At 70.7% G+C, this 18,132-nt stretch carries 13 protein-coding genes; 6 read left to right on the top strand and 7 right to left on the bottom strand.

The features are described 5' to 3' along the window. The 6 genes from ACTB72_RS01620 to ACTB72_RS01595 all read right to left on the bottom strand — a co-directional run. Window positions 1-1,419: long-chain-fatty-acid--CoA ligase (locus ACTB72_RS01620; RefSeq protein WP_463035230.1), on the bottom strand; the 1,419-nt coding region annotated here is incomplete at its 3' end. 209 nt (window positions 1,420-1,628) lie between these two features. Beyond that, window positions 1,629-4,115 (bottom strand): CaiB/BaiF CoA-transferase family protein, encoded by a 2,487-nt coding sequence (locus tag ACTB72_RS01615; RefSeq protein WP_463035229.1) that lies wholly within the window; start codon window positions 4,113-4,115, stop codon window positions 1,629-1,631. A 205-nt stretch (window positions 4,116-4,320) separates the two neighbouring features. Beyond that, complete coding sequence (locus tag ACTB72_RS01610) at window positions 4,321-5,382, bottom strand: C4-dicarboxylate TRAP transporter substrate-binding protein (protein WP_463035228.1); 1,062 nt, start codon at window positions 5,380-5,382, stop codon at window positions 4,321-4,323. A gap of 83 nt (window positions 5,383-5,465) precedes the next feature. Continuing rightward, window positions 5,466-6,587: a C4-dicarboxylate TRAP transporter substrate-binding protein gene (locus ACTB72_RS01605; RefSeq protein WP_463035227.1), complete on the bottom strand. Its 1,122-nt coding sequence runs from the start codon at window positions 6,585-6,587 to the stop codon at window positions 5,466-5,468. A 116-nt stretch (window positions 6,588-6,703) separates the two neighbouring features. Beyond that, the gene (locus ACTB72_RS01600; protein WP_463035226.1) at window positions 6,704-8,017 is read right to left on the bottom strand and encodes a TRAP transporter large permease; all 1,314 of its coding nucleotides are present in this window, start codon (window positions 8,015-8,017) and stop codon (window positions 6,704-6,706) included. Next, a complete protein-coding gene (locus ACTB72_RS01595) occupies window positions 8,014-8,565 on the bottom strand; it encodes a TRAP transporter small permease (RefSeq protein ID WP_463035225.1) in 552 nt (183 codons plus the stop codon). Before ACTB72_RS01595 ends, ACTB72_RS01600 begins: the two co-directional genes overlap by 4 nt. Window positions 8,566-8,814: 249 nt before the next feature. Between ACTB72_RS01595 and ACTB72_RS01590 the strand changes: the two genes are divergently transcribed. After that, entirely contained in the window at window positions 8,815-11,604 is a 2,790-nt protein-coding gene (locus tag ACTB72_RS01590) for a LuxR C-terminal-related transcriptional regulator (protein WP_463035224.1), read from the top strand. 47 nt (window positions 11,605-11,651) lie between these two features. Here the strand turns inward: ACTB72_RS01590 and ACTB72_RS01585 are convergent, their stop codons facing one another. Next, window positions 11,652-12,503 carry an IclR family transcriptional regulator gene (locus ACTB72_RS01585; protein WP_463035223.1) on the bottom strand — a complete coding sequence of 284 codons (852 nt, stop codon included), beginning with the start codon at window positions 12,501-12,503 and terminating at the stop codon, window positions 11,652-11,654. Between the two features lie 169 nt (window positions 12,504-12,672). Here ACTB72_RS01585 and ACTB72_RS01580 point away from each other — a divergent pair, with 169 nt between their 5' ends. The 5 genes from ACTB72_RS01580 (at window position 12,673) to ACTB72_RS01560 (ending at window position 18,131) form a co-directional block, all read left to right on the top strand. Beyond that, entirely contained in the window at window positions 12,673-14,214 is a 1,542-nt protein-coding gene (locus ACTB72_RS01580) for an ABC transporter substrate-binding protein (protein ID WP_463035222.1), read from the top strand. Between the two features lie 99 nt (window positions 14,215-14,313). Then, on the top strand, window positions 14,314-15,231 hold the full coding sequence (locus ACTB72_RS01575) for an ABC transporter permease (RefSeq protein ID WP_463035221.1): 918 nt from the start codon (window positions 14,314-14,316) through the stop codon (window positions 15,229-15,231). 13 nt (window positions 15,232-15,244) lie between these two features. Then, window positions 15,245-16,147: an ABC transporter permease gene (locus ACTB72_RS01570; protein ID WP_463035231.1), complete on the top strand. Its 903-nt coding sequence runs from the start codon at window positions 15,245-15,247 to the stop codon at window positions 16,145-16,147. Then, window positions 16,144-17,142: an ABC transporter ATP-binding protein gene (locus ACTB72_RS01565; RefSeq protein ID WP_463035220.1), complete on the top strand. Its 999-nt coding sequence runs from the start codon at window positions 16,144-16,146 to the stop codon at window positions 17,140-17,142. The genes ACTB72_RS01570 and ACTB72_RS01565 overlap by 4 nt, the downstream gene beginning before the upstream one ends. After that, window positions 17,139-18,131, top strand: a complete 993-nt coding sequence (locus tag ACTB72_RS01560) for an ABC transporter ATP-binding protein (protein ID WP_463035219.1) — start codon at window positions 17,139-17,141, stop codon at window positions 18,129-18,131. The genes ACTB72_RS01565 and ACTB72_RS01560 overlap by 4 nt, the downstream gene beginning before the upstream one ends. Window position 18,132 lies beyond the last annotated feature (1 nt).

Below are 18,132 nucleotides of genomic sequence, written 5' to 3'. Positions count from 1 at the left end.
CTCGTCCGGGTCGACCTTGCGCCCCGCCTTGGGGGTGACGATGGCCTTGACGGCCTCGCCCCATTTCTCGTCCGGCACGCCGATCACCGCGGCCTCGCCGACGTCCGGATGGGCGTAGAGCGCGCTTTCCACCTCGGCCGGGTAGACGTTCTCGCCCCCCGACACGATCATGTCCTTGATGCGGTCGTGAATATAAAGATAGCCGTCCGCGTCCATGTAGCCGGCGTCGCCCGAGCGCAGCCAGCCGTCGGGCAGCCGGGCCTTCTCGGTGGCCTCGGGGTTCTTCCAGTAGCCGGCCATGTTGTTGCCCGAGCGCACGGCGATCTCGCCGATCTCGCCCACCGGCAGGGGGTTCCCCTCGGCGTCGATCACCCGGATCTCGGCCCCCGGCATCGCGATCCCGGCCGACCGCATGCGCGGGCTGCCTTCGGGCGGATGATCCTCGGGCGGCAACTGGCAGATGGTGCCGGTGGTCTCGGTCATCCCGTAGCACTGGATGAACTGGGAGCCGGTGACGCGCATCGCCTCCTGCAGCAGCGGCAGCGGCATCGGCGCCGCGCCATAGGAGATGTAGCGCATCCGCGAAAAATCGGTCTCGGCCGCGCGGGGATCGCGCACCACGATCTGCAGGGCGGCGGGCACGATGAACATGCGGCTGACGCCATCGTCGCGGATGAAATCGAGCACCTGGTCGGGGCGGAATTCGCGGGCGATGATCGAGGGGGCGCAGTTGGCGAAGCCGAGCACCCACCAGCCGATTCCCCCGATATGGGCGAAGGGCATGGCGACGAGGCTGATCTCGTCGTCGCGCCACGCGTCGTAGGCGAGGCCATGGCCGTCCGCCGCCACCCGCTGGCCCAGCAGATTGGCATGGGTGAGCATCGCGCCCTTGGGCAGGCCGGTGGTGCCGGAGGTGAAGAGCACCAGCGCCACGTCGTCCGGGCTCACACGATCATCGGGGAAATCGGCGGGCTGCGCATCGCGCCACACCGAAAAATCGGGCCAGCCGGCGCGGCCGCCCTCCATGGTCAGGAGGCGGGTTTCGGGGGGGAGGGCGAGGCGGATGGTCTCGACCGCGTCGACGAATTCGGGCCCGACGAAGAGCAGGTCGGCGCCGAAGCCGGAAACGATCTGGGCGATCTCGGGCGGGGCGAGGCGCCAGTTGATCGGGCCGAACACCACGCCGGCCCGCGCGCAGCCGAGGAACAGCTGGAAGGCGAGGTCGGAATTCTTGCCGAGATAGGCGACGGTCTTCGCGCCGTCGGCCTCGAGCGCACGGGCCACGCGGTCGCCCTGCGCGTCGAATTCGGCGAAGGTCGCCTCGCGCCCCTCGAACCGGGTGGCGAGGCCATCGGGTTTGCGGCGGGCGTTGGCGCGCGCCAACGCGCCCAGCGTGCTCATCGCGGCGACGTCGATCATCCATTCCTCCCTGCGGGGGCTGTCTCGCCCCTCTGGCTCCGGTCCCGCATCGTTGCCCCGGCGACGTGTCGCGTGGGGTCGGTCGATGTCTTGTCGGCCTCGGCTTCCCCTTAATTACGCACTTAAAGAGCGTCGGTAAAGCGGTTTGTCGGACACAAAGGAAGGCTTACGACTGCGCGACCCGCAGCGGTTCCGGAGGATGGGAGGGGCTATGCGAGGGTCCCGCCGGCCTCCAGCGCCGCGATCCGCGCGACGTCGTAGCCCAGCGTTTCGGCCAGCGCCCAGTCGCGGTCCCGCCCGAAAGTCGGGGCGCAGCGCGGCGGGGCGCCGGGGGTGGCGGAGAGACGGAATCGGCAGGCCTCCACCCAGGTCTCGCCGGCGAGGGGATGGGGCAGGTTCAGCCAGTGGCCGTCATGGGAAAGCTGCTTGTCGGCCCAGAGGTCGTCGTAGCTCGCCACCCGATGCGCCGGCAGGCCGGCGGCGACCAGCGCGGCCTCGGCGTCCTCGACGGTTCGCGCGGCGGTCCATGCGGCGACGCCCGCCTCCAGCGCCGCTTCGGCGGCCTTGCGGCCCGCGAGGGTGGCGAGCGCGGGGTCCCCTGCCCAGTCCTCGCGCCCGATGGCGGCGGTCAGCCGCGCCCAGTCGGCGTCGTCGCGCACCGCCAGCGCCAGCCAGCGCGGCGCGCCGTCCGGGTCTCCGGCCGGATCGGGGGCGCAGGGGAAGACGCCGTGCGGGGCCATCTCGGGGTCGCGGCAGCCGTCGGCCTCCGCCACCCGGCCCGAGGCGGCGTAGTCGGCGATGGCGGGCGCGAGGAAATGGATCCCCGCCTCGCCCTGCGAGAGGTCGAGCGCGCAGCCCTGCCCCGTCCGCCGGCGCCAGTCCAGCGCGGCGAGCACCAGCGCCAACCCATAACGCGGCCCGACGAAATCGGTGTAGGGGCCGGACGGGCCCACCGGCATCCGCCCCCGCACCCCGGCCAGCGCCTGGGCGCCGGACATCGCGGCCCCGACATTGCCGAAGCCCGCCAGCTTCGCCCAAGGGCCGGTCTGGCCCATCAGCGAGGAACTCAGCAGGATGATCCCGGGGTTGATCGCGCGCAGGGTCTCGTAGCCCAGTCCCCAGGCCTCCATCCGCCCCGGCGCGAAGCTTTCCACCACCACGTCGGCCCAGGCGACCAGGTCGCGCACCACGTCGCGCCCCGCCTCCTGCGTGAGGTCGAGGCAGAGCCCCCGCTTGCCCGCATTGCAGTTCTGGAAGAGCGCCGACAGCGCCGGATCGTAGACGCCGTCCTTGTAGGGACCCGAATTGCGCCCCGCCTCGATCCGGCGGGAGCTTTCGACCCGCAGCACGGTCGCGCCATGATCCGAGAGGTTCCGCCCCACCATCGGCCCCGCCACCACCCAGGCGAGGTCGAGCACTTTCAGCCCCGCCAGCGCGCCGCCCTCCGGCGCCGGCCGGGTCGGCGCACGCTCCGGATCCGGACCGCCGAGCCAGTCGTTGAGCGCCGCCTCCGAATGCTCGCCGATCTGCGGCGCGGGGCGAAGGGGCGCGAAGGCCGGGGCCTCGGTCCGGGCGAGCGGACCGGGGAGGAGGGTGCGGCGACCCTCGCCATCCTCGCAGGTCTCGAAGAAATCGCGGGCGGCGAGATGCGGGCTCTCCACCAGATCGCGCACCGTGGCGATGGGGGCGAGCAGCAGCTTGCGGGCGATGGCGAGGTCGACGGCCTCGGTCCCGCCGACGCCGCGGAGGAAGGCCGCGGTTTCGGCCTGCAGGGTCTCCAGCGCCTCATCGGGGATCTCGCCGACGAGCAGCCGCGTGTGAAGAACCCGAAAATCCCAGTCGAAGAACCGCTCCGACAGGGCGCCGCGTTCGCGCATCAGCGCGAAGAAGTTGTTCGTGAACGTCCCCGTCGCCGGCCCCATCGCGAAGGGCATTTCCAGGAGCCCGTCGCGGCCCTGCCATTTGGAGATCAGCGGCCCGCGCCGGGCGGACCCCGGGGCCGCGAAGCTGGGGCGCAAGGCGAACCCCTTGTGGCCGATGGCCGGCGCGAGGCTGGCCGAGAGCGTGCATTGGGTGGCGGAGCGGAGCGCCGACACCTCCACCTCCTGCCCGGCGCCTGACGCGAGCCGCGCGAAATGCGCCACCAGCGCGCCGCCGACCGCGTCGGCCGCGGCATGGGCCCAGGCCTGGGGGACCGACATGCGCACCGGCGGGTTCCCGTCGACCGCGGTCGGGGCCAGCGGCCCGCCTGCGGCCCAGAGCGTCAGGTCGGTGGCGGGATGCGCGGCCTTGGGTCCGGTCAGCCCGAAGGGGGTGATGCGGACATGGATGGCGGCGGGATTGGCGGCCTCGATCACCTCCGGCCCCAGCCAGGCGGGTTCGCCCGGCGCACGCGATTCCAGCACGAAATCGGCGCGGGCCACGAGGTCGCGCAACAACTCGCGATGCGCGCTCCGCTCCGGGTCCAGCACCAGCGAGCGCTTGCCCGCCCCCAGCGCCGCCCAGGTCATCGAGCGGCCGTCGGGCGCGAAGGGGCCCATGCGGCGGGCGTCGATGCCGCTGGCGGGCTCCACCTGCACCACGTCGGCGCCGAGCTGGGCGAAGATCCGCCCGGCGAGCGCGCCGCGATGGTCGGTCAGGTCGAGCACGCGATAGGGGGAGAGGAGCCCGGTCCGGGCGCCAAGGGTCTGGGGCATCGGTCGGTCCTGCGATGACGCCCGCGGGAAGGTCCGCGAGGCGGGCGGTGCGGTTCGCAGACCGGGACGGGGGTCCACAGGAGCAGGGCCCCCCGTGCGTCCTGGCCTGCGAACCATCCGGGACCTCGTCAGAAGGCCTGGACGGGATCTCGCGACCGGCGGCGGCGCGGGAACGATCACCGCCGCCGGACGAGGCGGTCGCCGCTCAGCGGTCGAGCTTGTCGTAGACCTCGCGCTGCAGCGCCGCGGCGAAGGCCGCGCGGTCGTCGCCGGTTTCGGCCACGATGGCGGTCCACTTGTCGATCAGGCTCAGCGTAACGTCGGCGAGCCGCTCGGGATCCTCGGCCCCGCGCTTCTCGCCGGTGGCGATGGCGGTCTCGATCTCCTCGACCTTGATCTTCTCGATGGCGTCGAGAATGTCCTGACCGGGCTCGAGATACGTCACCCCGTGATCGGCCTGGGCCATGGCGCGGGCCGCCTCGGTCTCGTCCGCATAGACGAAGGCGTAGTCGGCGGTCATCTTCGCGAGCGTGCCGTCGAAGCCCTTGCGGTCCTCAGCCGGCATGTCCTCGTACTTGGCCTTGTTCATGAGGATCAGCACGCCGTGATAGGTGCCCAGCGGCAGATCGAGCACGTATTTGGCGCTGTCCCACCAGTTGTAGTCCTTCAGGAAGGTCTCCACCCCGGTGGTGCAGTCGACCTGGCCGCGCTCCAGCGCCTCGTAGGCGTCGGTGAACTGGAGGGCGACGGGGGTGGCGCCGAGCGCCGCCATCACGCGGGCCGGCGCGCCGCTGGCGCGAACCTTCTTGCCGGCGAGATCGGCGAGGGTCTTAACCGGCTCGACGCACATCAGATACTGGGGCGCGATGGCGCTGGACGAGATCAGCACCGTGTCGGTCTCGGCGAATTCCTCGACGCAGGACGGGCAGTTCAGCAGCCGCGCCTCGGAGGCGACGCCGGTCATCACCCGGATGTCCTCGCCGGGCAGCGCGATGGAAGTGATGACCACCGAGCTGGGGAATTCGGCCGGGGAATAGACGTCGGGCATCAGGCCCATGTCGATCAGCCCGTCCTTGATCGCGCCGGGGATGGCGGCGTTCTTGGCGACCGCGCCGCCCCATTGCATGGTGATCTCGTAATCGCCGCCGGTGGCCTGCTTGACCGCGTCGATCCAGGGCACGATCACCGTGTCGGCGGTGGAATGGGTCGAGGGGACGTGGGTGCCGTAGACCAGCTCGGTCGCCTGGGCGCCGGTCGCGGCCCCCATCGCGAGGGCCGAGGCGGCGAGGCCGAAGGCGGCGCGGATCGCGCGCGGCGTGCGGATGGCGAGGCCGGGCCGCGCGGAGGGGTTCAGCGGTCGAGCTTCGAGTAGATCTCGCGGTCGAGCGCGGCTTCGAAGGCGGCCTTGTCCTCGCCGGTCTCGGCGACGATGGCGGTCCACTTCTCGGTCAGCTCGGCCATGCGCTTGGCCTTGCCGGCGGAATCCGCGGCGCCGCGCTTGTCGCCGTTGGCGATGGCCTCGGGCACTTCGCCGGCGGCGAAATCGGCCTTTGCGTCGAGGAAATCCTGACCGGCGGTCACATAGGTCACGCCATGCCCGGTCTCGGCCTCGGCGCGCACGGTTTTGGTCTCATCGTAATAGGCGAAGGCGCTGTCGGCGGTCAGCTTGGGCTGAAGGTCTAGGATCGCCTGCTTGGCGGTGTCGGAGAGGTCATCGAACTTGCTCTTCGACATCAGCGTCAGCACGCCATGATAGGTGCCGAGCGGCAGGTCCACCACGTATTTGGCCGAGTCCCACCAGGAGTAGTCCTTCATGAAGGTCTCGATGCCGGTGGTGCAGTCGACCTGGCCGCGCTCCAGCGACTCGTAGGCGTCGGAGGTCGGCAGGGCGACGGGGGTGGCGCCCCATTTGGCCATCAGCCGGGCGAGCGGGCCGGTGGCGCGGACCTTGCGGCCCTTGAGGTCGGCGAGCGTGGCGATGGGCTCGCGGCACATCAGGTACTGCGGCGGCAGGGCCGAGGCCGACAGCAGGAAGGCGTCGAATTCGTCGAGCTCCTCGGCGCAGCCCTCGCAGCCGATCAGCCGGATCTCGGAGGCGACGCCGGTCATCACCCGGTTGTCGACGCCGCCCATGACGATGGAGGTGAAGAGGTTCGAATTGGGCAGGTCGGCGGCGGCGTAGACGTCGGCGAGAAAGCCCATGTCGATCAGCCCGTCGCGGATCGCGCCGGGGATGGCGCCTTCCTTGGCCACCGCGCCGCCCCACTGGATCTGGATGGTCACGTCGCCGTCGGTCTGCGCCTTCACCGCTTCGGCGAAGGGGATCACGGCCTTGTCGGCGGTGACATGGGACGACGGCACATGGGTGCCGTAGATCAGCTCCTCCGCCGCGGCCCGGGGCGCGCCGGCGAGCGCGGAGAGCGCGGCGGCGACGGCCAGGGCGGGGGCGGCGGCGCGAAGGGTGCGTTTCATCTGGGTTTCCTCTGGATCCGTCCGGCCCTCGCGCATCGCGGCGGGGCGGCGGTTGTGGGGTCTGGATGTCGCCGGAGGGGGCGCGTCCCCCTCCGGACCGCGATCGCGGGACCGCGTCAGTGGCGGATCAGGCTCGGCAGCCACAGGCTGAGCTCGGGGAAGGCGATCAGCAGGGTCATGATCACGATCTCGGCGCACAGGAACCACGACACGCCCTTGAAGATCGCGCCGAGGCTGACCGTGTCGCCGATGGAGGCCTTGACCACGAAGACGTTCAATCCGACCGGCGGGGTGAGCATGCCGATCTCGATCATCTTCACCACGATCACCCCCATCCAGATCAGGTTGAGGTCGGCGGCGGCGAAGAGCGGCAGCAGGATCGGCAGGGTGATCAGCATGATCCCGATCGGGTCGAGGAACGCGCCCAGCACCAGATAGACCGCGACCAGCACCCCGATCACCATCAGCTGCGTGAAGACGACCGTCTCGGCGAGGCCGTTCATGTAGGCCGGGAAGCCCGACAGCGCGAGGAAGCGGGTCAGCAGCGACGCGCCCAGCGCGATGAAGAAGATCGAGCCGACGCCCTTGATCACGTCCATCACCATCGCGGTGATCGACGTCCGGTTCAGCGTGCCGCGCAGGCCGCACAGGATGATGGCGGCGGCGGCGCCGAGCGCCGCGGCCTCGGTCGCGGTGGCGAAGCCGGAATAGATCGACCCGATCACCGCCAGGATCAGCACCGGCACCGGCCAGATCGACAGCAGCACCCGGAACTTCTCGGCCGTGGTCGGCTTGCGGGTGTCGCGCGGCGCCATGTCGGGCCAGACCAGCGCGATGAAGAGGATCAGCGCGGTGTAGCAGGCCGCGGTCAGCAGGCCCGGAATCACGCCCGCCATCAGCAGGTCGCCGATGGAGGTCTGGGTGTACCAGCCGAAGATCACGAAGATGATCGACGGCGGGATCAGCGCGCCCAGCGTGCCCGACGCCGCCACCACGCCGGTGGCGAGCGAGGGGTGATATTTGGACGCCAGCATCTCGGGCACCGCGATGCGCGACATGGCGGCCGACGACGCGACCGACGACCCGGACGCGGCGGCGAAGACCGCCGAGGCCATGTTGGTGGCCACGGCCAGCCCGCCGGGCAGACGCCCGAACCAGACCCGCATCGCCTCGAACAGCGACCCGGTCAGCCCGCCCCGGTAGGAGGCCGCGCCCATCAGCAGGAACATCGGGATGGCCGACAGCGACCAGTGGGCGCCGAATTCGTAGGGCGCGGTGCGCAGCGCCCCCCAGGCGGCGTCGAAGCCGCGCACATAGGTGATGCCGCCGAAGGACACGAGGCCCAGCGCCACGGCGATGGGCACGCGGATGATGAACAGGATCAGCAGAATGCCGACGGCGATCAGGACGATGGTCAGCGCGTCGTTCACGGGTGGCTCTCCCCGAGGTCATGGTGGTCGCGCTGCACGCCGCGCTCCTTGCGGCCGGTGAGTTCGGCCAGCAGGCCCACCACCGCGGCGGTGGCGACGAACAGCGCGCCCGCAGCCATCAGCCAGAACGTCTCCCAGATCGACAGGTCGAAGAAGATCACGTCGAGATAGGCGCCCTTGGCGGTCTCGCGCAGCGCCTGCTGGATCGAGGCGACGGTGAAGGCGCAGGTCAGCAGCGCGGTCAGCGCCAGCGCGACCAGATCGCACCAGCGCACCCAGCTCGCCGGCATCAGCTGCGCGAAGACGTCGACGGTGATGTGTTCGCGCGCCCGCTGCACCAGGGCCAGCGGCAGGAACACCACCGCGGTCATGTAATAGTGCGAGACGACTTCCAGCGTGCCGGCGATCGGCGCATGGAACAGCCAGCGCGAGAATGCGTCGGCGCAGATATGGATCATCATCGCCGCGAGCGCGATCAGCGCGCCGCCCGCGCCGATGCGCGCAAGCCAGAGCGCCGCTCGGTCGAGCAGCCCGAATACGGTGGTCAAATCGTCCTCCCTTCGCCGGCGCCTTGTTCCCTTCGCGCCGTGCAAGCCGTCGCAATCTAGACCAGGAGGGGGGAAGGGCGGATCGTCGGAACCGACGATATTGCGGGCCGCGCGAGCCTGAATACCGCATAGCGGGACTGGACCCGCCCTCGCGCAGGGTCCAGCTTGGGCGCGAGACGGCCCGGAAGGCGCGACGCGTCGCGTATCCGATTCGAAGGGGCCGAAGGCTGCGGCCGAACGGGAGAGCCGATGAGCGCGTCAGACCAGGGAGCCGCCGCCGCGGTGGGCGAGCGGTCCGCGGACGTCGCGGCCCGTTCCGCCCCCCCCCCGATGGCCATCGGCAAGCTGCGCCCGCCACGGCTGGTGGCCGACCATGTGGCCCGCGCCGCTCTGGCCGACCGGGTCTGCGCCCCGGGCGGCCCGGCCCTGACCCTGGTGCGCGCGCCCTCCGGCTTCGGCAAGACCACCTTCATGGCGGAGATGCGCGAGCGCTTCGTCGCCGACGGCGCGCCCTGCGCGTGGCTGACGCTCGACGCCGCCGACAACGACGCGCTGCGGCTCGCGGCGGGACTGGACGCGGCGCTCGACGAGATCGGGCTCGACGCCGATCCGGGGACCTTGCGCGAAACCGCCGGCCGGGGCTTCGCCCTGCTCGACCGGGTGGCGCGGGGGGCGGGGTCCTTCGCGCTCTTCCTCGACGATTTCGAGATGATCCGCGAAGACGCCGCCCTTTCCCTGGTCAAGGAACTGATCCAGGCCCTGCCACCCGGCGCCCGCCTGGTGGTCGGCGCCCGCGTGCCCCCTGCGCTCGGCCTCGCCCGGCTGCGGGCGCGGGGGGCGTTGCAGGAGGTGGACGCCGCCGACCTGCGGTTCTCGGAGGAAGCGAGCCACGCCTTCCTCGCGCGCCGCTGCAAGGCGCCGCTCACCCAGGCCGAGCTGACCGGCCTGCACCGCAAGACCGAGGGCTGGCCCGCCGCCCTGCGGCTCGCCGCCGTGGCGCTGGAACGCCGGGCGCAGGCGGGGGACTTCGTGGCGCGCTTCGCGGGGTCCGAAGGCGCGGTGGCCGACTACCTGGCCGAGGACGTGCTGGCCGGCCAGCCGCCCGAGCGGCTGGATTTCCTGCTGCGCACCTCGATCCTGCGCCATCTGCTGCCCGAGCTCTGCGACGCGCTGCACCCGCAAGGCGGATCGGCCGAAATCCTGGAGACGCTGGCCCAGAGCAACATCCTGCTGTCGCCCGCCGAGGGGGCGGAGCGGAGCTATCGCTATCACAGCCTCTTCGCCGATTTCCTGCGCGCCCAGCTCGACCGCCGGATGCCGGGCGAGGCGCCGGCCCTGCACGCCGCCGCCGCACGCTGGTACGCCGCCGCCGGGCGCCCGGTGCCGGCCATCGACCATTGCGTGGAGGGCGGGGATGTCGAGGCCGCCGCCGCGTTGCTGGAAACCTACGGCCGCGGCTTCCTGGAGCAGGGCCGCACCCGTCTTTTGGCCCGCTGGTTCGACGCGCTGCCCGACGCGGCGCTCGACGGCCGGCCCGGCCTGCTTCTGGTGCGCATCTGGGCCGCCTGCTTCACCCGCGGCCCGCGCGAGGCAGGCGCGATGCTCGACGCCTCGGGGCTGGAGCGTGCCGCGGATCCGGGGCTCGCCGCCGAGGCCCGCGCGATCCGGCCGCTGCTTCTGTCGATGATGGACGACTATCCCGCGGCTTATGAGGCGGGGCGACTGGCGCTTCCCGACCAGCCTTTGCGCTCCCGCTACGCGGCCGGGGTCCTTTCCAACTGCATGACCACGGTGTTCACCGTGGTCGGCGCCGTGGACGAGGCCCGCGCCAGCCTGACCCGCGCCCGCCTCGCCGCCGGCGATCCGGATGGCGGCGGGGCCGCGGCCTCCGCCGACGCCGCCGGGGCCAACGCGTTCAACGTCATGTATGCCGAGGCGACCGAGGGCGTGATCGATTTCCACGAGGGGCGCTTCCGCGACGCCGCCGCCCGCTTCCGCCTCGCGCTCGCCGCCAGCCGGGAGGCGGGGGCCGGGCGCGCCGATGGCAATGGCTATGCGGCGATGTTCCATGCCGCCGCGGTCTATGAGGCCAACGACCTGCGCCAGGCGGCGCATCTGCTGCATCTGCATCTGCCCATGGCCCGCGACGTCGGGCTGGTCGACCACCTGATCCTCGGCCATGTCATGCTGTCGCGCATCGCCTTCGAGGAAGGCGAGCTCGACGAGGCCTTCGACCTGCTGGGCGAACTGGAGCATATCGGCCATCGCCGCGGGCTGATCCGGGTCGCGGCCTCCGCCAGGCTGGAGCGGGCGCGCGCCATGATGCGCCGGGGCCATCCCGAGGCGGCGCGCGAGCAGATCGCGCTCGCCCAGGACGCGACCCTCTGGTCGCAGGCGCGCAGCCTGCGGTTCCGCGCCAACGATCTGGAATTCCCCGAGCTGACCTCGATCCGGCTCGACCTCTGGCAGGGCCGCGGGGCCGAGGCCCTGCCCGTCCTGCACCGCGAGATCGCCATCGCCCGCCGTGAGCGCCGCCTGCGCCGCGCCTGCGCCCTGCGCCTGCTGGAGGGCGCGGCGCTGCATCAGACGGGCGAGCGGGCGAAAGCCGCCGCCGCGCTGGGCGAAGTGCTGGGAGAAGCGGCGCGCGAAGGGCTGATGCGGCTGATCGTCGACGAGGGTCAGCCCGTGGCCGACTCGATCCGCGCGGCGGCCGCCGACGCCATGGCCCCGTCGGCGCGCAACGGGCGCGACCCGCATTTCCGGGCCTGGCTGCAGGACCTGCTGGCCGCCCTGCCCGCACCGAGCCCGACGCCGCTCGATCCCGCGCCGGATTTCGCGCCGCTCGACGCGCTGACCCAGAAAGAGACGCAGATCCTCGCCCTCCTGGCCGAAGGCTATTCCAACGCCGCCATGGCCGCGAAGCTGTTCGTGTCCGACAGCACGGTGCGCACCCATCTGCGCAACATCAACTCCAAGCTCGACGCCTCGTCGCGCACCCAGGCGGTGGCGGTGGCGCGGCGGCTGAGGCTGATCGCCTGACGCTCAGCCCCGCGTAGGGCGGGCGCGAACCCGCCGGCCGCCCGCCATCAATACCGCGGCGCCGAAATCAGCCGCGCCGCCTCCATCACCTTGGGCGCCAGCTCCGCCCTCACCCGTTCCAGCGTCCAGGACGCGGTGGAGACCGAGCTCTGCACCGCCCCGATGGGCTCCCCATGGCGGCCGGTGATCGGGGCGGAGACGGCGAGCTCGCCCAGCAGCACCTCCTGATCGGTGGCGGCGAATCCCTCCATCCGCGCCTGCTCGATCCGCTCCAGCACCGCGCCGCGGTCGGTCAGGGTCATCGGGGTCAGGGCCGTGAGCGGGCGGCTGTCGAGCAGGGCGGTCACGTCGCCCGGCGCCATCCGGGACATGATCGCCCGTCCGCCCGAGGCGCAATAGGCCGGCTGGCGCCGCCCGACCAGCGCCGCCGCCACGTTGGCCCGCCGCGCGGGCAGCCGCACCGTATAGATGAAATCCGAGCCGTAGAGCCGGCCCATGTTGATGGTCTCTCCGCAACGTTCGCGCGTGTCGATCAGATGCAGAAGACCGGCGTTGATCAGCGGATCGGTCGACAGGAACCCGTGCGCGAGGTCGAGCGCGCGCACCGTCATCGCATACCGCTTCGTCTCGGGATCCTTGCTGAGATAGCCGAGGCCGAGCAGCGTATGGGTCAGGCGCTGCGCCGCGCTCTTGCCGTAGCCGGACGCGGCGGCGATCTCGGTCAGGCTCATCGGCGCATGGTTGCGCGACACCGTCTCCAGCACCCGCAGGGCGCGCTCGACCGCGGCGACGAACAGCGGCTCGGCCCGCGCGGCGGCGTCCGGCGCTGCCTGCGGATCGACCTCCGTATGCTCAAGTTTTCCGCGAACGCCCCGAGGCTGCGCGTGATTCGTGCTCATGCCGACCTCCCTTGCCAAGCGCGCCATCAATTGATTGACGCTCAATCCCGAATCGGCAACTCTAATTATCGTAATGCATCGCTCAAGTATCGCACACCGATACTTTGGGTCTCAGAGCGGAAAACCGCCGGGGCCTCGAGAGATCCTCGCGCAACAGGGAACACGACACATGATCCGGACCTTCACCCCTCGCTCCTCGCGCCGCGCGCTGCTCGGCGCCGCGGCTCTGGCGGCGCTGGCCGCGCCCCTGAACCCGGCGCTCGCCGGCAAGGCCGACGATACGCTGACCTTCGCCTTCGAACAGGAGGTGGAGGCGCTGAACTTCTACCAGTCCACCTCGCGCGACGGCGTGATCCTGAGCCGGCTGATCTGGGACACCCTGATCTGGCGCGATCCGACCAGCGGCGAATACAAGCCCCTGCTGGCGATGTCCTGGACCTGGGTCGACAACGTCACGCTGGATTTCGAGCTGCGCGAGGGCGTGACCTTCCATAACGGCGAGACATTCGACGCCGACGACGTGGTCTACACCTTCAACTACTTCCCCAGTCCCGAAGCCAAGGCCAAGTCGCAGCAGACCGTCGCCTGGATCAAGGGCGCCGAGAAGCTGGGCGACCACAAGGTGCGCCTGCACCTGAAGGAGCCGTTCCCCGCCGCGCTCGAATTCCTCGCGAGCCCGCTGCCGATCTATCCCGACCAGTACATGGCCGAGGTCGGCCAGGAGGGGATGGAAAAAGCGCCGATCGGCACCGGCCCCTACAAGGTCGCCGACGTGGTGCGCGGCGAGACCATCGAATTCGTCAAGAACGAGAACTACTTCCCCAACGAGGCCAAGGGCCAGCCGCAGATCGGCAAGCTGGTCATGCGCACCCTGCCCGACAAGAACACCCAGCTGGCCGAGCTGATGACCGGCGGCATCGACTGGATGTGGAAGGTCGAGGTCGATCAGGCCGAGGGTCTGCGCGGCATGCCCGACCTGACGGTGGTGGACGCGGAGACGATGCGCATCGGCTATCTCGGCTTCGACGCGGCCGGGACCGCGGGCGAAAGCCCGGTGACCAATGCGAAGGTCCGCCAGGCGATCTCCCACGCCATCAACCGGCAGTCCATCGTCGACAACCTCTTTCCCGGCGGCGCGCGGGTGGTGAACTCCGCCTGCTTCCCCGAGCAGTTCGGCTGCGAGCAGGACGTGACCGTCTACGACTACGACCCCGCCAAGGCCAAGGCCCTGCTGGCCGAGGCCGGCTATCCCGACGGGTTCGAGATCACGCTCGACGTCTATCGCAACCGCGAGATGGCCGAGGCGATGATCGGCGACATGGCCAAGGTCGGCGTCAAGGCGACGATGAACTACGGCAAATACGCCGCGATCCGCGATGCGGTGCGCTCGGGCGGCTCGCAGATGAGCTACCTGACCTGGGGCTCGAACTCGATCGGCGACGTGTCGGCCTCGACCTCCGTGTTCTTCAAGGGCGGCGCGGACGACACCTACAAGGACGCCGAGGTGAAGGCGTGGCTCGAGAAGGGCGACACCTCCACCGATCCGGAGGTCCGCAAGGACGTCTATTCCAAGGCGCTCAAGAAAATCGCGGCCGAGGCCTACTGGCTGCCGCTGTGGTCCTATCCCTACACCTACGCCTACACCTCCGATCTCAACTTCACCCCGACCTCGGACGAGATCCCGCACTTCGCGCTGTCGAGCTGGAAGTGAGCTGAGGCCCGGCCCGCGCCTCGCGCGGGCCGGGAACGAACGGGGCGGAGGGCGATCCCCTCCGCCCTCCGCGCCGTCGGCGTCTGAGGGATCTGGAACATGCTGGGCTTTCTTCTCAAGCGGCTGATGCTGGCGCTGGCGGTGGCGGTCACCGTCTCGATCATCAGCTTCATGCTGCTGCGCGCCTCGGGCGACATCGCGGTGGCGGTGGCGGGCGAGGGCGCGACCGCCGCGGATATCGACGCGATCCGCATCCAGTTCGGCTTCGACCGGCCGCTGGCGATCCAGTATTTCGAATGGGCCGGCAAGGCGCTCGGGGGCGACCTCGGCCAGTCGGTCTATTTCCGCGTGCCGGTGGCCGAGCTGATCGGAGAGCGGATGCCGGTCACCATGGGCCTCGGCGCGCTGGCGCTGGTCTTCGCGGTGGCGCTCTCGATCCCCTTGGGGGTGGCGGCGGCGCTCAGGCCCAATTCCTTCGTCGACCGCATCGCGCTCTGGATCGCCGTGCTGGGCCAGGCGATGCCGAGCTTCTGGTTCGCGCTGATCCTGATGCTGGTGCTGGGGGTGTGGTGGCGCTGGCTGCCGATCTCAGGCGCGGGGGGCTTCGACCACTACATCATGCCGGCCATCGCGCTGGGCTATTACGCGACGCCGGCCATCATGCGCCTGACCCGGGCCGGCATGATCGAGGTGCTGCAGAGCGACTATATCCGCACCGCCCACGCCAAGGGGCTGAGCACCGGCAAGGTGCTGTTCAAGCACGCGCTGCGCAACGCGGTGATCCCGGTGGTGAGCCTCGCCGCGGTGCAGTTCGGCTTCATGCTGTCGGGGTCGATCGTGATCGAGTCCATCTTCGCGCTGCCGGGGGTCGGGCAGCTCGCCTGGATCTCCCTGCAACGTTCCGATTTCACCGTGGTCCAGGGGATCGTCCTGATGCTTTCGGTCATCTACATCGCGCTGGCGCTGGTCGCCGACCTGTTCAACGCGTGGCTCGACCCGCGGATCCGGGTGGCCTGACGACATGACCGACATGCAAGCCGCCCCCGCGCCCGCCAGCTCCTCCTCCACCCCCGCCAACGGCCCCTGGGCCCGGATGCGCCGCCGCGCGCTGCGCCATGGCGGGGTGCTCTTCGGGGCGGGGGTGCTGATCTTCTTCATCGCGATGGCCTGCCTCGCCTCCGTCGTGGCTCCGCATGATCCCTATGCGCAGAGCCTCTCGACCCGGCTGATCGACCCGTTCTGGGGGGCGAAGCCGAACCCGGACCATTGGCTGGGCACCGACCAGCTGGGGCGGGATTACTTCAGCCGGATGATCTACGGGGCCCGGATCTCCTTGACCATCGGGCTGGTGGCGATGGCGATTTCGGGCGTGATCGGCACCGCCATGGGCGTCGCCGCCGGCTATTTCGGCGGGCGGGTGGATGCGTTCGTGACTTTCGTCGTGACCACGCGCCTGTCGATGCCGGTCATTCTGGTGGCGCTGGCGGTGGTCGCCGTCGCCGGGTCCTCGCTGACCGTGGTGGTGCTGGTGCTGGGGTTCCTCCTTTGGGACCGGTTCGCGGTGGTGATGCGGTCCGCGACCCGCCAGGTGCGCGACCTCGAATACGTCGCCGCCGCCGAGGCGCTGGGGATGCCTGTGCGCCGCATCATCATGTCCGAGATCCTGCCCAACGTGCTCGGCGCGCTGATCGTGGTGGCGACGCTGGAGATGGCCCACGCCATCCTGCTCGAAGCCGCGCTCAGCTTCCTCGGCCTCGGCGTCCAGCCGCCGACCCCGTCCTGGGGGCTGATGGTGTCGGAAGGCCGCAAGGCCATGTTCTTCAAGCCCTGGCTGATCGCCATCCCCGGCGCCGCGCTCTTCGTGCTGGTGCTGGCGATCAACCTTTTGGGCGACGGGCTGCGCGACGTGATGGCGCCGGAGGGAAGAGGATGACCGACGTGAAAACCGACGCGATCCTCAAGGTCGAGGACCTGCGCGTCGCCCTGCCCGTCGACGGCGGCACGCTGAACGCGGTGCGCGGCGTGTCCTTCGAGGTGAAGCGCGGCGAAACGCTCTGCATCGTGGGCGAAAGCGGCTGCGGGAAATCCCTGACCTCGCTCGCCATCATGGGCCTGCTCCCCAAGCGCGCCCGTCGCGATGCGGCGGAACTGTCCTTCGACGGTCAGGACCTGCGCGGCATGTCGACAAGGCAGCTTCGCAAACTGCGCGGCGACCGCATGGCGATGATCTTCCAGGAGCCGATGACCTCGCTCAATCCCGCCTACACCGTGGGCGACCAGTTGATGGAAGCGCTGACGACCCATCGCAGCGTCTCCCGCGCCGAGGCCCGCGCCCGCGCCATCGCCCTGCTGGAGCAGGTCGGCATCACCGCCGCCGACCGCCGTCTGGGCCAGTATCCGCACCAGCTTTCCGGCGGCCTGCGCCAGCGGGTGATGATCGCCATGGCGCTGATGTGCGGGCCCGAGCTGATCATCGCCGACGAGCCGACCACCGCGCTCGACGTCACCATCCAGGCCCAGATCCTGCACCTGCTGCTGGCGCTGAAGCGCGAGATGGGACTGGCGCTGGTCCTCATCACCCACGACCTCGGCGTCGTCGCGCGTGTCGCCGACCGGGTGGCGGTGATGTATGCGGGCGAAGTGGTGGAGACAGGCACGGCCGCCGAGATCTTCGCCGACCCCCAGCACCCCTACACCCGCGGGCTCCTCTCCTGCATCCCGGTCCCCGGGCGCACCAGGCCGGGCGAGCATCTGGGCTCCGTCCCCGGCGTGGTCCCGTCCCTAATCGGCGAATTCCACGAATGCGGGTTCCGCGAGCGCTGCCCGCTGGCGCGCGAGGCCTGCGCCCGCCCCATCGGCCTGACCCGCTTGGGCGAGGGCCGGGCCGTGCGCTGCGTGCTGGCCGAAACCACGGAGGCCGCGGCATGACCCCTGACGCTCAAGAAACCCCGATGCTGGAGCTGCGCGGCGTCTCCCGCCAGTTCAAGGTGTCCAGGGGGATGCTGAAGGGCTCGGCCACGCTGAAAGCGGTCGACGACGTGTCGCTTCAGCTGCGCAAGGGGGAGGTGCTGGGGCTGGTCGGCGAAAGCGGCTGCGGCAAGACCACCCTGTCGCGTATCCTGCTGGGCCTGATGGCGCCGACCTCCGGCGAGGTTCTGGTGGGCGGCGTGCCGATGTCGGCCGGCGACCGCAAGGCCCGCGCCCGCCGGATCCAGCCGGTGTTCCAGGACCCCTATTCCTCGCTGAACCCGCGCAAGACCGTGTCCCAGATCGTCTCCGCGCCGCTGGAGGTGCACGATGTCGGCGCGCCCGGCGACCGCGCCCGCGTGGTGGCCGAGACGCTGGACCTCGTGGGCCTCCCCCGCCGGGTGGCGGAGACCTATCCCGGCCAGATGTCGGGCGGCCAGCGCCAGCGCGTCGCCATCGCGCGCGCTCTGGTCATGCGGCCCGAAGTGGTGATCTGCGACGAGCCGACCTCGGCCCTCGACGTCTCGGTCCAGTCCCAGATCCTCAACCTGCTGCTGGACCTGCAGAAGGAGCTGGGGCTCACCTATCTCCTGATCTCCCACAATCTCGCGGTGGTCGAGCATCTCGCGAACCGGGTGGCGGTGATGTATCTGGGCCGGATCGTGGAGGTGTCGGAGACCGCGAACCTCTTCGCCGGGCCCCGTCATCCCTATGCGGAGGCGCTGTTGAAATCGGTCCTGACGCCCGATCCCGGCATGGGGATTCCGGACACGCAGCTGGGCCTCGCCTATCCCAACCCCATCGACCCGCCCTCCGGCTGCGCCTTTCATCCCCGCTGCAAGGCGGCGATGGACGTGTGCCGGACCACGCGGCCCGAGACCCTGCGCGACAAGGCCGGACTGGTGGAATGCCACCTCGCGACGCCCGCGCCCGCTTCCGCCATAGGATGAC

This window comes from Albimonas sp. (assembly GCF_055129145.1).
Note: the sequence above shows the minus strand (reverse complement) of the source record. Positions and strands in the feature narration are given on the sequence as shown.

What these genes read in the sequence shown, in the direction of transcription:
- ACTB72_RS01615 (WP_463035229.1), bottom strand. Translation starts at nt 4,115, where the DNA reads ATGCCCCAGACCCTTGGCGCCCGGACCGGGCTCCTCTCCCCCTATCGC.
- ACTB72_RS01610 (WP_463035228.1), bottom strand. Translation starts at nt 5,382, where the DNA reads ATGGGGGCCGCGACCGGCGCCCAGGCGACCGAGCTGGTCTACGGCACC.
- ACTB72_RS01605 (WP_463035227.1), bottom strand. Translation starts at nt 6,587, where the DNA reads ATGAAACGCACCCTTCGCGCCGCCGCCCCCGCCCTGGCCGTCGCCGCC.
- ACTB72_RS01590 (WP_463035224.1), top strand. Translation starts at nt 8,815, where the DNA reads ATGAGCGCGTCAGACCAGGGAGCCGCCGCCGCGGTGGGCGAGCGGTCC.
- ACTB72_RS01585 (WP_463035223.1), bottom strand. Translation starts at nt 12,503, where the DNA reads ATGAGCACGAATCACGCGCAGCCTCGGGGCGTTCGCGGAAAACTTGAG.
- ACTB72_RS01580 (WP_463035222.1), top strand. Translation starts at nt 12,673, where the DNA reads ATGATCCGGACCTTCACCCCTCGCTCCTCGCGCCGCGCGCTGCTCGGC.
- ACTB72_RS01575 (WP_463035221.1), top strand. Translation starts at nt 14,314, where the DNA reads ATGCTGGGCTTTCTTCTCAAGCGGCTGATGCTGGCGCTGGCGGTGGCG.
- ACTB72_RS01570 (WP_463035231.1), top strand. Translation starts at nt 15,245, where the DNA reads ATGCAAGCCGCCCCCGCGCCCGCCAGCTCCTCCTCCACCCCCGCCAAC.
- ACTB72_RS01565 (WP_463035220.1), top strand. Translation starts at nt 16,144, where the DNA reads ATGACCGACGTGAAAACCGACGCGATCCTCAAGGTCGAGGACCTGCGC.
- ACTB72_RS01560 (WP_463035219.1), top strand. Translation starts at nt 17,139, where the DNA reads ATGACCCCTGACGCTCAAGAAACCCCGATGCTGGAGCTGCGCGGCGTC.